Here is a 14911-nt window from a genome sequence, read left to right on the forward strand (position 1 = left end):
GCGGCGTTTACTCCCCGTTCAGCATCGGTCACCCGCAGGCGATCGCACCGGCTGGGGCTCAGACGTTGAACCTGAACTCGACGACGTCGCCGTCGGCCATCACGTAGTCCTTGCCCTCCATGCGCACCTTGCCGGCGGCGCGGGCGGCGGCCATGGAGCCGGCCTCGACCAGGTCGGTGAAGGAAACCACCTCGGCCTTGATGAAGCCGCGCTCGAAGTCGGTGTGGATCACGCCGGCCGCCTGCGGGGCGGTGGCGCCCTGCGGGATGGTCCAGGCGCGGGACTCCTTGGGGCCGGCGGTCAGGTAGGTCTGCAGACCGAGGGTGTGGAACCCGGCCCTGGCCAGCGCGTGCAGGCCGGGCTCGGGCTGGCCGATGGACTCCAGCAGTTCCCTGGCCGACTCCTCGTCCAGCTCCAGCAGTTCCGCCTCGACCTTGGCGTCCAGGAACACCGCGTCGCCCGGGGCGACCAGCTCGCGCAGTTCCGCGCGCCGGGTCTCGTCGCTGAGCACGCCCTCGTCCGCGTTGAACACGTACAGGAACGGCTTGGTGGTCAACAGGTTCAGCTCGCGCAGCAGCGACGTGTCCACTTCGGACTGTGCGTGGAACAGGGTGCGTCCGCCGTCCAGCACGCCCCTGGCGGCCTGGGCGGCCTCCAGCGCGGGCCGCTTGTCCTTCTGCGTGCGGGCTTCCTTCTCCAGTCTGGGCAGCGCGCGGTCCAGGGTCTGCAGGTCGGCCAGGATCAGTTCGGTGTGGATGGTCTCGATGTCGTCGGCCGGGTTGACCGCGCCCTCCACGTGCACCACGTCCGGGTCGTCGAAGACCCGCACCACCTGGCAGATGGCGTTGGCCTCGCGGATGTTGGCCAGGAACTTGTTGCCCAGCCCCGCACCCTCGGAGGCGCCCCTGACGATGCCGGCGATGTCCACGAAGGACACCGTGGCGGGCACGATCCGCTCGGAGTTGAAGATCTCGGCCAGTTTGGCCAGCCGGTCGTCGGGCAGCGGCACCACGCCGACGTTGGGCTCGATGGTGGCGAACGGGTAGTTCGCCGCGAGCACGTCATTGCGGGTCAGCGCGTTGAACAGGGTCGACTTGCCGACGTTGGGCAGTCCGACGATGCCGAGGGTCAGGCTCACAGTCGGCCAGTGTAGGCGGGGCGCCGGGGTGGGCGTGTCCGCCCGCTGGAGCGCCCGCTGGACCGCCCGTCCCGGCCGGCACGGTCACGTCCGATTTCCGCCAGCCGAGCCGCTGGGCGGGTGGCAGCATCGAACCCGTGACAGGGCACATCCAGGTCCGGGAGCGGACCAGCTGGCTGGACCCGGGCCGCGCCTACCGGGCGGTGGCGGCCCGGGACTCCCGGTTCGACGGCACCTTCATCATGGCGGTGCGCACCACCGGCATCTACTGCCGACCGTCCTGCCCGGCGGTCACGCCCAAGCGCGCCAACGTGCGGTTCTTCCACACCGCCGCGGCCGCGCAGGCGGCGGGTTTCCGGGCGTGCCGCCGCTGCCTGCCCGACGCCGTGCCCGGCTCGCCCGAGTGGAACCTGCGGGCCGACCTGGCGGCCAGGGCGATGCGGTTGATCTCCGACGGCGTGGTGGAGCGGGACGGCGTGCCCGGCCTGGCCCGGCAGCTGGGCTACTCGCAGCGGCACCTGACCAGGGTGCTGACCACCGAGCTGGGCGCCGGTCCGCTGGCGCTGGCCAGGGCGCACCGGGCGCACTCGGCGCGGCTGCTCATCGAGACCACCGACCTGCCGGTCAGCGACATCGCCTTCGCCGCCGGGTTCTCCAGCGTGCGGCAGTTCAACGACACGATCCGCGCGGTGTTCGCGGCCAGCCCGTCGGAGCTGCGGCAGGCCGCGCGCCGGCGCGCCAGGACCGACCCGGCGCCGGGCCGGCCCGGCCAGATCGCGCTGCGCCTGCCGTTCCGGCCGCCGCTGGACGCCGAGGGCGTGCTGGCGTTCCTGGCCGCGCGGGCGGTGCCCGGCGTGGAGGAGGTCGACCGGGCCGAGGGCGGCTACGGCCGCACCCTGCGGCTGGCGCACGGCACGGCCACGGCGTGGCTGCGGCCCGCCGCCGACGCGGTGCACTGCGTGCTGCGCCTGACCGACCTGCGCGACCTGGGCAGTGCGGTGACCCGGCTGCGCCGGCTGTTCGACCTGGACGCCGACCCGTGCGCGGTGGACGAGGTGCTGGCCGCCGACCCGGCGCTGGCCGCGTCGGTGGCGGCCACCCCGGGCATCCGGGTGCCGGGCAGCGTGGACGGGGCCGAACTGCTGGTGCGGGCGGTGCTGGGCCAGCAGGTGTCGGTGGCCGCGGCGCGCACCGCGACCAGTGCGCTGGTCACCGCGCTCGGTGACCGGCTCGATGTTGCCGACGCCGGGCTGACCAGGCTCTTCCCCACCCCGGAGGTGATCGCCGAGCACGGCGCCAGCGTGCTGTCCGGGCCGGCGCGGCGGACCGAGGCGGTGCTGGCGGTCAGCCGGGCACTGGCCGAGGGCACACTGGACCCGCACGTGGGGCGGGACGCCGACGAGCTGCGCGCCGAACTGGAGGCCTTCCCCGGGGTGGGGCCGTGGACGGCGCGGTACGTGGTCATGCGCCTGCTCGGCGCGCCGGACGTGTTGCTGACCAGTGACGGGGCGCTGCGCCGGGGCGCGGCCCACCTGGGCCTGCCGCCCAGCCCCGACGAGCTGGCTAGGCGGGCCCGCGCCTGGCAGCCGTGGCGCTCGTACGCCGGAATGCACCTGTGGCGGGCCTCCGCCGCGGTGCCCACCAACTCAAGGAGAACAGCGTGACCAGCAACACGGCAGATGTGTCCACTATGGACACGCCGATCGGACCGTTCACCGCCGTGGTCGACGCCGACGGCGCGGTGCTGGCCAGTGGCTGGACCGGCCAGGTCGACCAGCTGCTGCCGCTCATCTCCCCCGCGCTGCGGCCCGCCCAGACCCGGGTGCGCCCGGAGCTGGGCGCGGTGACCGACGCGGTGCGCGCCTACCACGAGGGCGAACTGTCCGCCGTGGACGAGATCGAGGTGCGGCAGCGCTCCGGCGAGTTCCGCGAGTGGGCGTGGACGGTGCTGCGCGGGGTGCCGGCGGGCAAGCCGGTCAGCTACGCCGACTACGCCACCCTGGCCGGCCGGCCCAGCGCGGTGCGGGCCGCGGCCGCCGCCTGCGCGCGGAACGCGGCCGCCCTGTTCGTGCCGTGCCACCGGGTGGTGCGCACCGGCGGCGGGCTGGGCGGGTTCCGCTGGGGCGTGGCCACCAAGCAGTGGCTGCTCACCCACGAGGAGCGCTGACCGGGCGCGTCCCGCGGCCACCCGGTGACGCACCCGCGCGTGCCGGCGTCGGCTCGCCGCGGTGGACCACGACCACCGCGGCGAGGCTGACGGCCAGGCCCACCGCGGTGCGCGGGCCGAACGGCTCGTCGAACACGGCCGCGCCCCAGACCGCGGTGACCGGCGCCATCAGGAACATCAGGGTGTTCACCCGGGTGACCCCGAAGCGCCGGAGCACCAGCCAGTACAGGCCGTAGCCACCGAGGGTGGACAGGGCCACCAGCCAGGCGACCGCGACCCAGAACGCGGGCTCGGCCGGCGGCCGGGCGGCCCCGGTCGCCCCGGCGAGGCCGGTGAACGCCACGGCGCTGGTGACGCAGTGGATGGTCAGGGCCACCAGCGGGTCGACCGGGGTGGCCGAGCGGCGGTCCAGGAAGGTGGCCGCCACCAGCGCGAGCATGCCGGCGAACGGCACCAGGAACGCCCACCAGGCCACCTCGGGGCCGGCGGTGGCGTCAGCGGCGGTGACCAGGGCGACCCCGGCCACGCCGAGCCCCAGGCCGAGCCACTGGCGACCCGACACGGCCTGACCCAGCAGTGGGCCGGCCAGCGCGCCGGCGACCAGGGGTTGGACCCCGTCGATCAGGGCGGTGGTGCCGGTGGACACGCCCCACTGGATCGCCAGGTAGACGGTGAGCAGGTAACCGCTCTGCGAGAGCAGGCCGATCACCGCCTGCCTGGCCACGGCGCGCGCGGTCAGCCCGCGCCACGCGGCCGAGCGAACGAGGGCGATCACCAGCAGCGCCACCGCCAGCGGCAGGAACCGCCACATCAGCAGGGTGAGCGCGGACGCGCTGCCCGCGCCGAGCTTGGCGCCGATGAAACCGGAACTCCAGCACAGCACGAACGCGGCGGAGAGCACGAGGTTCACATCTACCCCCAGATAAACAGATCGGTATACCTGGCTCCGGTCACCGACTATACAGATCGGTATACCCTGGTGTGGTGGACGTGACCCTCCCGCCGTCGCCGACCGCCGGTCTCCCCCGGATCACCATGACTCCGGGCGCGCGTCGGGTGCTGGCCGCCGCCGGTCGGCTGTTCTACGCGCGCGGCATCAACGCGGTCGGGGTGGACCTGATCGCCGCCGAGGCCGGGGTCACCAAGAAGACGCTCTACGACCGGTTCGGCGCCAAGGACCAGATCGTGCTGGAGTACCTGGCCGACCGGGACGAGCGCTGGCGCGCGTTCCTCGCCGAACGGCTGGCCGCCGCACCGGACACGCCGATCGCCCGGGTGCTCGCCGTGTTCGACGCGTCAGCGGCCTGGATGAGCGAGCACAGCCCTCGGGGCTGCGGTGTGGTCAACGCGCACGCCGAGATCAGCGACCCGTCCCACCCGGCCTATCCGCTGATCACCGGCCAGAAGGCGTGGACGCTCGCCCTGTTCACCACCCTGGCGCAGGCGGTCGACCCGGAGCGGGCCGAGGAGTTGGGCCGGTCCCTGGTGCTGCTGCACGAGGGCGCACTGGTCGCCCACGGCATGCACGTCTTCCCCGACCCGCTCGGCCACGCCCGCGCCCAGGCCGCCGCACTGCTCGGCTAGCCGGTGGTGAGCCGTGGTGCGGCGCGACTCAGCCCGCCACTCCCGCCGTCCGGCACGCGCCGCGCGGTCCGGGCGGCGGCTCACCGCCCTGGTCAGGCGGTGGCGGCCAGCCCGGCCAGGTGCGCGTTGAGCGCCTTCCAGGCCCGCCAGGCCCGGGTCACCCCGAACTGGGCGTTGAACCGCAGCACCGCGCGCACGTCCGCCTCGGACGCACCCCCGCCCAGCGCCCGGTTGACGTGCGCCTGGAACGTCTCCTCCAGCGTCTGGTAGTGCACGTCGACGCTCATGGTCGCGAACGCGCGTTCGCGGACGGTGAGCGTGCCGGGACCGCTCACCGCACGCATCCTCGACTGCAGCTCGAAGTGCTCGGTGAAGTGCGCGTCCAGCTCCACCAGCTGGGCCCGGATCGGGGCCGGCAGCGGGCTCGGCGCGGCGTCCGGCCCGGTCTCCAGCAGCTCGACCGGCAGGGGCTCGGCCTCCGGAGCGGCGATCCCGAGCGCGGCCTCGATCTCGACGAGCCGCTCGACGGCGGCCAGCGCGGCCGGGTACCCGCTGTCGTAGGAGATCAGGCGCAGCAGCGCCCGGATGTCAGCGGTGGACACGCCGCGGGCCAGGCCCGCGCGCACGTGCAGTTCGAACGGCAGCCCAAGGCTGGGCTGGCAGACGTCCGCCACCACGCACAGGAACACCTTCTCCCGGTCGGTCAGCTCGGCAACGGCCCAGGCGTGCCGGACGGTGGCGCCGGCCATCTGGCCGAAGACCGGGTCGAGCGCGCTCACCCGGTCGTGGTTGGCACGCGACACCGCGTCCGCGTCGGCACTGGTCGTCATGGTCACGGAAATCCCTCCGAACATCTGTAGCGCTACGGTCGTAGCGTTACAGGTGACGCTATAGCCGTAGCACTACAGCTGTCCAGTTAAAATGGGCGGACCATGAACGACGACATCCCGGCCGCCGGTCCCGCACCCCGGCGGCGGCGCAACGCGCGCGGCGAAGGTGACCGGCTGCGCGACGAGATCATTTCCGCCGCCCAGCGGATGCTCGACGAACTCGGCGACGACGAGGCCCTGTCCCTGCGCGCGGTCGCGCGCGCGGTCTCCATCGCCGCCACCTCGGTCTACCTGCACTTCCCCGACCGCGACGCGCTGGTGCTGGCGGTCATGCGGCGCTGCCACGAGGACCTGGTGCGCGTGGGCGACGCGGCCGACGCCGAGGCCGCCGAGCGGGGTCCGGTGGCCCAGTTGCGGGCGCGCATCCTCGCGCAGGCCGGCTGGGCGAGGGAGCACCCCGGCCTGTACAAGGTGCTGCACGAGAGCAAGGTCCACCGCCGGCTCGGCATGCCGTTCAAGGAGGCGCTGGTGGCGCGCACCGTGACCGCGGTGCGGCGGTGCGTGGACGCGGGCCTGGCCCCGCCCGACGACCCGACCACGGTCGCGATCGACCTGCGCACCGCGGTGAACGGCATGCTGTCGCAGCGCATCAACGAGCCGGACCTGCCGTGGTCCCCGGCCGCCGAGCAGATCGACCGGTTCCTCACCAAACTCGTCGGCGTCACGCTGCCCGACGACGGCTGACCGCTAACCGCTGGTGAGCTGGAGGGTGGAGCCGGTGCGGGACTTGCGCACCCGCAGCCGCACCGGGATCCGCTGCCGCAGCTCCTCCACGTGCGAGACCAGACCCACCACCCGACCGCCGGCGCGCAGCTCGTCCAGGGTGTCCATCACCACGTCCAGGGTGTCCGCGTCCAGCGTGCCGAAGCCCTCGTCCACGAACAGCGTGTCCAGCAGCGCCCCGCCGGTCTCGGCGGCCACCACGTCGGCCAGGCCCAGCGCCAGCGACAGCGACGCCAGGAACGACTCGCCCCCGGACAGCGTCTTGGCCGGGCGGACGCGGCCCGAGTAGTCGTCGAGCACGTCCAGGCCGAGCCCGCCCCGGGTGCCGCGCGGCCCGGCCTCCACCGAGTGCACGAACGAGTACCGGCCCTGGCTCATCCGGCCCAGCCGCTGGCTGGCCGCCTCGGCCACCTCCTCCAGCCGGGACGCCAGCACGTAGGAGCGCAGCGACATCCGCTCGGCGTTCTGGCCCTTGCCGATCACCACGTCGGTCAACGCGTCCAGCTCGGCGTGGGCGGCCTCGATCGGCGCCAGCTCGGCCCAGGCCGCGCGCAACCGGTCGGCCAGCGCCGCCACCTCGCGTTCCCGCCGCCGCGCGCCCTCCAGCCCGGCCACGGCCACGTCGGCGACGTTGCGGGCGGTGGCGACCGCGGCGGTGGCCAGTTCCAGGTCCACCACCTGGTCGGGGTCCACGCCGGCCAGCTCCGGTTCGGCCAGCACCCGCCTGGCCGTGGCCTCGCGCACGTCGGCGTCGCGGATCTGGGTGGCCAGCTTGTCGCGCACCGAGTCGGGCCGGGCCGCGGCCAGTGCCTCGGCCACGTCGGTGAACCCGGCCTCGGCCACCACCTCGGCCAGGGCCTGCTCCTGCTCGGCGTGGCGCCGCCGCGCCAGCTCCCGGTCGGCGCGGGTCTCGGCCAGCCGCTCCCACGCGGCGACCAGGTCCAGCAGGTGCGCGCGCCGGCTGGCCACGTCCGGGTGGCCGGCCCTGGCCTGGTCCAGCAGCTGCTCCCGCTCGGCGGCGCGGGCGCGCAGGGTGTCCCGCTCGGTGCGGGCCGAGGCCGCGTCCTGGTCGACGCCGCGCCGCTGGCCGGCCAGGGTCTCGCCGCGCGCGGTCAGCTCGGCGAGCAGCCGGGTCAGCTCGTCGCGGCGGGCCGCCGAGGCGGCGGCGCGCTCGTGTTCGGCGACCGCGGCGGCCAGTGCCGTCCGCAGGTCGTGCTCGGTGCGGCCGGCCAGCCGGGCCAGCAGGGTCTCCTGCCGCTGGCTGGCCTGGTGCAGGGCCTGGGCCGCGGCATCGCGGCGCTGCTGGGCGGTGGCCTCGGCGCGTTCGGCGGTGCGCTCGGCCGCCTCACTGACCGCCTCGGCCCCGGCCTGGGCGGGCGCGGGGTGCTCGGCCGACCCGCACACCGGGCACGGCGCGCCGGCGGAGAGCGTGCCGGCCAGCTCCGCCGCCATCCCGGCCAGCCGCCGCTGCCGCAGGTCGAGCAGGTTCTCCCGGGCCTGCTGGTGGGCGTCGACGCTGGCGTGGTGCGCGGTCTCGGCCTCGGCCAGCGCCCGCTGGGCGGCGGGCAGCGCCTGCGCGTCGGCCAGTGCCTCGGCCAGCTCGGCGCGGCGGGCGGCCAGCCCGTCGAGCACGGCGCCGGCCCGGTCCGCCTCGGCCAGCTCCCGCCGGGTCCGCTCGACCCGCTCGGCCAGTTCGGCGGCGGCCGCGTCCAGGGCGGTGGCCCGCTCGGCCAGCTGCCGCTCGGCGCGGTCCAGTTCGCCGATCCGGGCCCGGTCGCGGTGCTGCTGGGTCTCCTCGGTGACCAGCCGGGCCAGCTCGCCGGCCTGTTCCCGGGCCTGGCCGGCGCGCTCCCGCAGCCGCGCCACCACGTCGTCCGCGGTGTCACCGGCACCGGCCGCGACCAGGTCGCGCCGGGCGGCGGCCTCGATCTGCTCGGCCCGCCGCAGCTGGTCGGCGGCCTGCCGGACGGCCGCGTCCGCCGCCACCACGGGCGCGGCGGCCTGCGCCGCGGCCAGTTCCTCCTGCCAGGCGGCCCGCTGGTCGGCGCGCTCGGCCAGCTCGGCCAGCTCGGTGCGGGCCGAGCGCACCCGGTTGACCCGTTCGGCCAGCGCGCGCAACCGGGCCAGCTCGGTCTCGGCGCGGTCCCGGTCGGCCTCGGCCCGCTGGTGCTCGGCCTCGGCGGCCCGGGTGGCCTGCTGCCGCCGTCGCACCAGCTCGGCCAGCCACCGCTCGTCGGCGGGCCGGTCCGGTTCCAGGTTCTCCGGCGGCTCCTCGCCGGCGGCCTGCGCCACCCGGGCGACCAGCTCCCGCACGCCCTGGCTGGCCGCGTCCACGGCCCGCTTGTGCTCGGTGCGCCGCTCCCGGAACCACTGCTCCACACTGCCGAAGTGCTCGGTGCCGAACAGCCGTTCCAGCAGTTTCTCCCGCTCGGCGGTGTCCGCGCGCAGGAACCGGGCGAACTCGCCCTGCGGCAGCAGCACCACCTGGAAGAACTGCTCCTTGCTCATGCCCAGCAGCCGCCCGACCGTGCGGGCGACCTCGTCGATGCGGGTCAACGGCTCGCGGCTGTACCCGCTGGGCGGCGTGGACAGCCAGTCCAGGCTGGCCCTGGCCTGCTGCTTGGTGGTGCCGCCGCCGCGCTTCTTCGGCCGCAGGTACTCGGGGCTGCGCACGATGCGCAGCCGGTGGCCCTGCACGGTCAGCTCCACCGCCACCTCGGTGCCCACCTCCGGTGGCGCGTAGTCGCAGCGCAGCCGCTTGGCCTCCTCCCGCGCCCCGGGCACCGCGCCGAACAGGGCGAACGCCACCGCGTCCAGCAGCGTGGTCTTGCCCGCGCCGGTGTCGCCGTGCAGCAGGAACAGGCCGTCCGCGCCCAACGCGTCGAAGTCGACGACCTCGCGCTTGGGATAGGGGCCGAACGCGGTCAGCTCCAGCCGGTGCAGCCTCACACCAGCACCTCCGCCCGGTGCACCGCGGCCAGTGCCTGGCCGAGCAGGGCCCGCTCGCCCTCGGTGGGCTCGCTGCCCCGGCAGTCGCTGACGAACCCGCAGGCCACCTCGTGGTCGGTCCGGCCGCGCACGGCCTGGGCGAAGCGCAGCGGCCGGCCGGCCCGCCCCCCGTCCGGCTGCCACTCCAGGTGCACGGCGTGCGGGAACCGGCGCTGCAACCGGCGCAGCCCGTCCAGGGGCCGCACCGGGTCGGTCAGCACCACCGACAGGAAGTGGTCGGTCAGCGGCTCGTGCGCCGGGTCGGTGAGCAGGTCGTCCAGCCGCCCGGTCAGCCGGCTCAGTGCTCGGGGCACCGGCAGTTCCCGGCTCTCCACCCCGGCCAGTCCGCCCTCGTCCAGCTCCACCAGCCACACCGACTTGCGGTGCGCGCGCTCGGAGAACGAGTAGGCGATCGGGCTGCCCGAGTAGCGCAGGTGCTCGGCCAGGGTCTGCGGGCCGTGCAGGTGGCCGAGGGCCACGTAGTCCACGCCGTCGAACACGCTGCCCGGCACGTGGTCCAGCCCGCCGACGGTGATGGCCCGCTCCGACTCGCAGCCCTGCCCGCCGGTGACGAACGCGTGCGCCAGCACCATCGAGCGCACGCCCTCGCCCCGGCCGGCCAGGTCCGCGCGGATCCGGTTCATCGCCTCGGCGAGCACCCCGGCGTGCCCCTTGGCCTGCGGGGCGGCCAGCGCGCGCCGGGCCGGCTCCGGTTCGAGGAAGGGAATGCCGTAGAGGGCGACCGGCCCGTGCCGGTCGGTGAGCAGCACCGGGCGGTGCAGGTCGGTGACGGCGGTGCGCACGTGCAGCCCACCCGCCTCGGTGAACTCGCCGAACACCCCGAGCCGGGGGGCCGAGTCGTGGTTGCCGGGGGTGAGCACGATGCGCGCGCCGGCCTCGCGGACGCGGCGCAGCACTCTGGCGCAGGTCTGCACGGCCTCGCCGGAGGGGACCGCCCGGTCGTAGAGGTCGCCGGCGATCACCACCACGTCCACCTGTTCGTCGCTGACCAGGTCGGCGAGCCCGCCGAGCACCTGCTCCTGCGCGTCGAGCAGATCCCGGCCGTGGAAGGTGCGGCCCACGTGCCAGTCCGAGGTGTGCAGCACTCGCATGGTGCCAAGCTAGTGGCGGCCCCGATCGGCACCGCATCGCGGGTGTTGTCACTCGATCAGGTGAAGAAATCGTCGGCCGCGGTTCCCCCGGGCGGTTTCTGTCGGTGGTGCTCGGTTGACTGCGGGCATGCCAGGTCAACTCGTCGCTCGAGCACGCGGTGGGCTCCGCGCACGCCGCGTGCGGCCCGCGCCGGTCCGGTTCGGCCGGTCCCGTCCCGCCCGCGCGGGCCCCTCGGCCGGCCAGCCGACCGTAGGTTGGGGTGGCACGGACACGAGGCGAGGGAGGGAGCGGACGTGGCCTCAGTGGTGATCAGCACGGCGGCCGTCGCGGTGGCCCTGTTGCTGGCCGGGGCGGTGCTGCTGCTGTGGCGGCTCTACCAGGACAGCGTGCGGCGGGCCGACGCCGCGCACGCGGCCGTGCAGCAGGAGCGGCAGCGGTTCGACGCCCAGCAGGCCGCGCTGCGCCGCTACGAGGTGGCGTTCGCGTCCATCTCCGGCCGGGGCGAACTGGGTGAGCAGGTGCTCGTGGAGACCGCGCGGATGCTGGGGCTGCGCGAGGGCCTGCACTTCACCGTGCAGACCGACCTGGCCGGGGGCGGCGCGGCAAAACCCGACTTGCTGCTGGTGGTCGGCGGCGACCGGCGGGTGCCGGTGGACGCCAAGATGAGCATGGCCTGCTGGGTGGAGGCGGTGGAAACGGACGACCCGGCCGAACGGCTGGACGCGCTGCGCGTGCACGTGCGCAACATCCGCTCCCGCGCGGCCGAACTGGCCGGCAAGGGCTACCAGCGGTGGGCCGACGCCATCTACGGCACGATCATGTTCGTGCCCTCGGACGCGGCCGTGGTCGCCGCCCTGGACACCGACCCGGAGCTGCTGCGCTGGCTGCTGGACCGCCGGGTGTTCCTGTGCGGGCCGACCGGGTTCGCCGTGGTCGCCTCGGCCGCGCTGTTCGCCGCCACCGACCGGACCATCGCCGCCGACGTGGAGCAGGTGCGGGCCCAGGCGGCCAGGGCGCACCGCGCGGCCGGCACAGCCGTGGACGCGGTCAACCTGTCCAGCACACACCTGCAGCGCTTCCTGTCGGCGCGCCGCCGCGAACTGGACGCGTTGGAGAGCTTCCGCGCCACGGTGGAGCCGATCACCGACGCCTCGGCCAGCCCGACACCGATCGCCCCGGTGCGCCGGGCGGAGGACCCGTCGGCGGGCTCCACACCCGTGCCGCAGCCGCTCACCCAGGAACTGGCCACCGACTGACCCACCGACTGCCCCACCGGCGGCCCGCCGACCCACCGACCCACCGACCAGTGGCCTGCCGGCTGACTCCAGCGGGCCGCCGGCTGCCCCCAGCGGCGCCCGCCGACTGGTGAACTCCCTACTTCTCCGGTTACAAGGAGCGCAAAAACGGACGAAACACCCTAGTTGATCTCATTGTCCGGTGCGAGTTGCCGATAGCTGACAGGTCACCCACGGCGAACGGTCTACCGTGTGCCCCCGTGACCGCGACGCGCGACCGCCGAGACGACCTTGACGGCGAGCCAACGACCACCACGCCATGGAACGACCGGGCCATTGTCGGCTCCTTCCGGGGGCTGCCCTGGTGGGCCGCGGTCATAGTGGCCCTGCTGCTGTCGGTTGTCTGCGCGTACCTCAACATGCAGAGCCAGAGCATGACCCAGCAGAGCCTCGGTCTGGTCTTCCAGGTCGGGTACTTCCTCGGCTGTCTGCTGGCCGTGCTCGGGGTGCGGCGCCGCAGCCTGTTCGGGCCGATGGTGCAGCCGCCGCTGATCCTCGCGATCACGGTGGTGGTGGCCGTGTTACTCACCAGCGGGCTGCCCTCCGGGGGCATGACCGGCAAGGCGCTGGTGATCGGCACACCGCTGATCAACAGCTTCCCCATCATGGCCATCACCACGGCGGTCACCGTCCTGGTCGGGGTGCTGCGCATGCTCACGCAGCGCGACCCGCACCGGCTGTCCAAGGACGAACGCCAGGCCCTGCGCAGCTCCCGGGACGACGACGACTTGGACGGTCCGGCTGAGCGCCGCGGCTCGGCGCGGGCCAGCGCGACCAGGGCCGGCCGCGCCGACGACGAGCGCCGCCCTGGCAGGCAGAACCGGTCTGGTGCGCCGGCCAAGGGCCGCCCCGCCGCGGACCGCCCCCGCCGTGAGGGCGGCTCGGCCAGCCCGGACCGGGCCCGTGGCCGCCGCCCGCGCCCCCGCGACGAGGACGACTTCTTCGACGACTGATCGCCCAGCCGCGGCGCGCCGACCGGCGATCGCCTGGTGCGCGCGGCCGCGCGGTCACCGCTCCCGGGCCGCCAGGCGGCGCGCCAGCCGCTCGTGCAGCGGGGCGTAGTCGTGCTCGGGGAACCACTCCGGGAACACGTCGAGCATGGCCGTGAGGTTCTCGACCTCGAACTCGCAGTCGTCGCCGACCAGCGCGTCCTCGTCGGCGAACAGGTACTGCCAGCCGTAGGTGCCCCTGGTCACCCGCAGCGCGTCCAGGTAGCCGCGATAGTCCAGGTCCAGCCGCCAGTGACCGCGCTTGACGTGGCTGTACCAGATCTCCGGGTTGCGCACACCGGGCTGGATGCGCAGCGCGCCGTGAAAGCCCGTGCCGCCGTACGCGCTCCCGTCGAACAGGCGGAACTCGGACAGCAACTGGTGCTCCTCCGGTGTGCTCCAGTACCAGCCGTCTCCCGGGCGCACCGGGCTGCCGTTCTCGAACACCGAGCACAGCTCGGAGAGGTAGAACTCGCCGTGCACCTCGGGCCAGCGGGCCTGCTCGGGCCACGGGTCAACGGTCTGCCAGGCGCACCCGAGCATGGAGAACCTGAGGTGGCTGCGCTGGAACGCCGGGTCGAGGCTGACCCCGAACCGCCGCTCGATCTCGGCACACGCCTCGGCCGCGTCGGCCGCCACCAGGGTGACCGGCATGATGCTGTCCTCGAAGACCTCGATCGCCGGGCAGCCGCGCAGCTCGTCCAGCACACCGACCCAGCCGCGCTCGTAGTCGGTGAGTCCGGCCAGTCCGGGCGACCCGATCGTGTCGGCGGTGTCCTCGCTCATGGCCCGGACGCTAACCGGCGCCCCTGACAACCCGGCCGGTCCAGCAACGCGGCCGATCCGGCCCGGCCTCAGCGGCGCCGGTCCACCGGCGTGGTCAGCGAACCGTGCCCGTGCGGTCCTCGCGGCGCCTGCGCAGCTCCTTGGGCAGGGCGAAGGCGATCTTCTCGTTGGCCGTGGTGATCTCCTCGACCTCGCCCCAGCCGCGCTCGGCCAGCCAGGACAGCAGGTCCATCACCAGCACGTCCGGCACGGACGCGCCACTGGTGATGCCGATCGTGCCCACGTCGGTCAGCCAGTCGGGGTCCACCTCGCTGGCGTAGTCGATCAGGTGGGCGGCGCGGGCGCCGGCCTGCAGGGCCACCTCGACCAGCCGCTTGGAGTTGGACGAGTTGCGCGAGCCGACCACCAGCACCAGGTCGCACTCGGGGGCCATGGCCTTCACCGCGACCTGGCGGTTCTGCGTGGCGTAGCAGATGTCGTCGCTGGGCGGGTCCTGGAGCAGCGGGAACCTGTTCCGCAGCTGCTCGACCCGCTCCATGGTCTCGTCCACGCTCAGCGTGGTCTGGGACAGCCAGATCACCTTGCTCGGGTCGCGCACGCTGACCTTGTCCACGTCCTCGGGGCCGTCGACGAGCTGGATGTGCTCGGGTGCCTCCCCGGCGGTGCCCTCGACCTCCTCGTGCCCCTCGTGGCCGATCAGCAGGATGTCGTAGTCGTCCCGGGCGAACCGCTTGGCCTCCTGGTGCACCTTGGTGACTAAGGGACAGGTGGCGTCGATGGTGCGGAGGTTGCGCTCGGCGGCCTGCCGGTGCACCTCCGGGGAGACCCCGTGCGCGGAGAACACCACGAGCGCGCCCTCGGGCACCTCGTCGGTCTCGTCCACGAAGATCGCCCCGCGCTCGGACAGGGTCTGCACCACGTGCCGGTTGTGCACGATCTCCTTGCGCACGTACACCGGGGCACCGTAGGTCTCCAGTGCCCTCTCCACCGTCACCACGGCGCGGTCCACGCCGGCGCAGTACCCCCGGGGTTTAGCCAGCAGCACCCGCCGGGGACGGGTGGTCTCGGTGTCGGCGGCGGGGCGGCTCGTCTCAGCGGCTGTCCGCTCCTGGCCCGGCAGTTCATCCAGGTCCAGCGAGGAGATGCGGGCGGTCATGCGTCCAGCGTACGGGCGACGGATTGGCGTCACTCGACACCGCCCGGTCAGCTGGGTCACGTCCGGCCGCCAGTTCACGGAG

At 74.4% G+C, this 14911-nt stretch carries 13 protein-coding genes; 6 read left to right on the forward strand and 7 right to left on the reverse strand.

Going from position 1 to position 14911, the window contains the following annotated elements:
• Positions 1 to 58: 58 nt before the first annotated feature.
• Positions 59 to 1138 carry a redox-regulated ATPase YchF gene (gene ychF, locus LX83_RS12660; protein WP_253770684.1) on the reverse strand — a complete coding sequence of 360 codons (1080 nt, stop codon included), beginning with the start codon at positions 1136 to 1138 and terminating at the stop codon, positions 59 to 61.
• 137 nt (positions 1139 to 1275) lie between these two features.
• Between ychF and LX83_RS12665 the strand changes: the two genes are divergently transcribed.
• Both LX83_RS12665 and LX83_RS12670 read left to right on the forward strand, forming a co-directional pair.
• Positions 1276 to 2802 (forward strand): AlkA N-terminal domain-containing protein, encoded by a 1527-nt coding sequence (locus tag LX83_RS12665; protein WP_253770687.1) that lies wholly within the window; start codon positions 1276 to 1278, stop codon positions 2800 to 2802.
• A 26-nt stretch (positions 2803 to 2828) separates the two neighbouring features.
• A complete protein-coding gene (locus LX83_RS12670; RefSeq protein WP_253771150.1) occupies positions 2829 to 3305 on the forward strand; it encodes a methylated-DNA--[protein]-cysteine S-methyltransferase in 477 nt (158 codons plus the stop codon).
• On the opposite strand, the gene LX83_RS12675 is transcribed toward LX83_RS12670, so the two are convergent.
• A complete protein-coding gene (locus LX83_RS12675) occupies positions 3286 to 4215 on the reverse strand; it encodes a DMT family transporter (RefSeq protein WP_253770689.1) in 930 nt (309 codons plus the stop codon). The genes LX83_RS12670 and LX83_RS12675 overlap by 20 nt on opposite strands.
• 74 nt (positions 4216 to 4289) lie before the next feature.
• Between LX83_RS12675 and LX83_RS12680 the strand changes: the two genes are divergently transcribed.
• Positions 4290 to 4889 carry a TetR/AcrR family transcriptional regulator gene (locus LX83_RS12680; protein WP_253770691.1) on the forward strand — a complete coding sequence of 200 codons (600 nt, stop codon included), beginning with the start codon at positions 4290 to 4292 and terminating at the stop codon, positions 4887 to 4889.
• A 92-nt stretch (positions 4890 to 4981) separates the two neighbouring features.
• On the opposite strand, the gene LX83_RS12685 is transcribed toward LX83_RS12680, so the two are convergent.
• Positions 4982 to 5719, reverse strand: a complete 738-nt coding sequence (locus tag LX83_RS12685; RefSeq protein WP_253770693.1) for a carboxymuconolactone decarboxylase family protein — start codon at positions 5717 to 5719, stop codon at positions 4982 to 4984.
• A 102-nt stretch (positions 5720 to 5821) separates the two neighbouring features.
• On the opposite strand from LX83_RS12685, the gene LX83_RS12690 reads away from it, so the two are divergent.
• Positions 5822 to 6463, forward strand: coding sequence for a TetR/AcrR family transcriptional regulator (locus tag LX83_RS12690; RefSeq protein ID WP_253770695.1), 642 nt, complete (start codon positions 5822 to 5824; stop codon positions 6461 to 6463).
• A gap of 3 nt (positions 6464 to 6466) precedes the next feature.
• Here the strand turns inward: LX83_RS12690 and LX83_RS12695 are convergent, their stop codons facing one another.
• Both LX83_RS12695 and LX83_RS12700 read right to left on the reverse strand, forming a co-directional pair.
• On the reverse strand, positions 6467 to 9451 hold the full coding sequence (locus LX83_RS12695; protein ID WP_253770697.1) for an AAA family ATPase: 2985 nt from the start codon (positions 9449 to 9451) through the stop codon (positions 6467 to 6469).
• Positions 9448 to 10602 carry an exonuclease SbcCD subunit D gene (locus LX83_RS12700; protein ID WP_253770699.1) on the reverse strand — a complete coding sequence of 385 codons (1155 nt, stop codon included), beginning with the start codon at positions 10600 to 10602 and terminating at the stop codon, positions 9448 to 9450. Before LX83_RS12700 ends, LX83_RS12695 begins: the two co-directional genes overlap by 4 nt.
• A 294-nt stretch (positions 10603 to 10896) precedes the next feature.
• On the opposite strand from LX83_RS12700, the gene rmuC reads away from it, so the two are divergent.
• A complete protein-coding gene (rmuC, locus tag LX83_RS12705; RefSeq protein ID WP_253770701.1) occupies positions 10897 to 11859 on the forward strand; it encodes a DNA recombination protein RmuC in 963 nt (320 codons plus the stop codon).
• Positions 11860 to 12098: 239 nt separating this feature from the next.
• Positions 12099 to 12851, forward strand: coding sequence for a DUF6542 domain-containing protein (locus tag LX83_RS12710; protein WP_253770703.1), 753 nt, complete (start codon positions 12099 to 12101; stop codon positions 12849 to 12851).
• Between the two features lie 54 nt (positions 12852 to 12905).
• Here the strand turns inward: LX83_RS12710 and LX83_RS12715 are convergent, their stop codons facing one another.
• Positions 12906 to 13673, reverse strand: a complete 768-nt coding sequence (locus LX83_RS12715; RefSeq protein ID WP_253770707.1) for a hypothetical protein — start codon at positions 13671 to 13673, stop codon at positions 12906 to 12908.
• Positions 13674 to 13767: 94 nt separating this feature from the next.
• A complete protein-coding gene (locus LX83_RS12720) occupies positions 13768 to 14829 on the reverse strand; it encodes a 4-hydroxy-3-methylbut-2-enyl diphosphate reductase (RefSeq protein ID WP_253770709.1) in 1062 nt (353 codons plus the stop codon).
• Positions 14830 to 14911: the final 82 nt, after the last annotated feature.

Source organism: Goodfellowiella coeruleoviolacea, from assembly GCF_024171785.1.
GTDB lineage: Bacteria > Actinomycetota > Actinomycetes > Mycobacteriales > Pseudonocardiaceae > Goodfellowiella > Goodfellowiella coeruleoviolacea.

Excerpts from the sequence above, each read along its gene's own strand:
- LX83_RS12720 (WP_253770709.1), bottom strand. The coding sequence starts at position 14,829 with ATGACCGCCCGCATCTCCTCGCTGGACCTGGATGAACTGCCGGGCCAG.
- LX83_RS12700 (WP_253770699.1), bottom strand. The coding sequence starts at position 10,602 with ATGCGAGTGCTGCACACCTCGGACTGGCACGTGGGCCGCACCTTCCAC.
- LX83_RS12670 (WP_253771150.1), top strand. The coding sequence starts at position 2,829 with ATGGACACGCCGATCGGACCGTTCACCGCCGTGGTCGACGCCGACGGC.
- LX83_RS12715 (WP_253770707.1), bottom strand. The coding sequence starts at position 13,673 with ATGAGCGAGGACACCGCCGACACGATCGGGTCGCCCGGACTGGCCGGA.
- LX83_RS12685 (WP_253770693.1), bottom strand. The coding sequence starts at position 5,719 with ATGACGACCAGTGCCGACGCGGACGCGGTGTCGCGTGCCAACCACGAC.
- LX83_RS12690 (WP_253770695.1), top strand. The coding sequence starts at position 5,822 with ATGAACGACGACATCCCGGCCGCCGGTCCCGCACCCCGGCGGCGGCGC.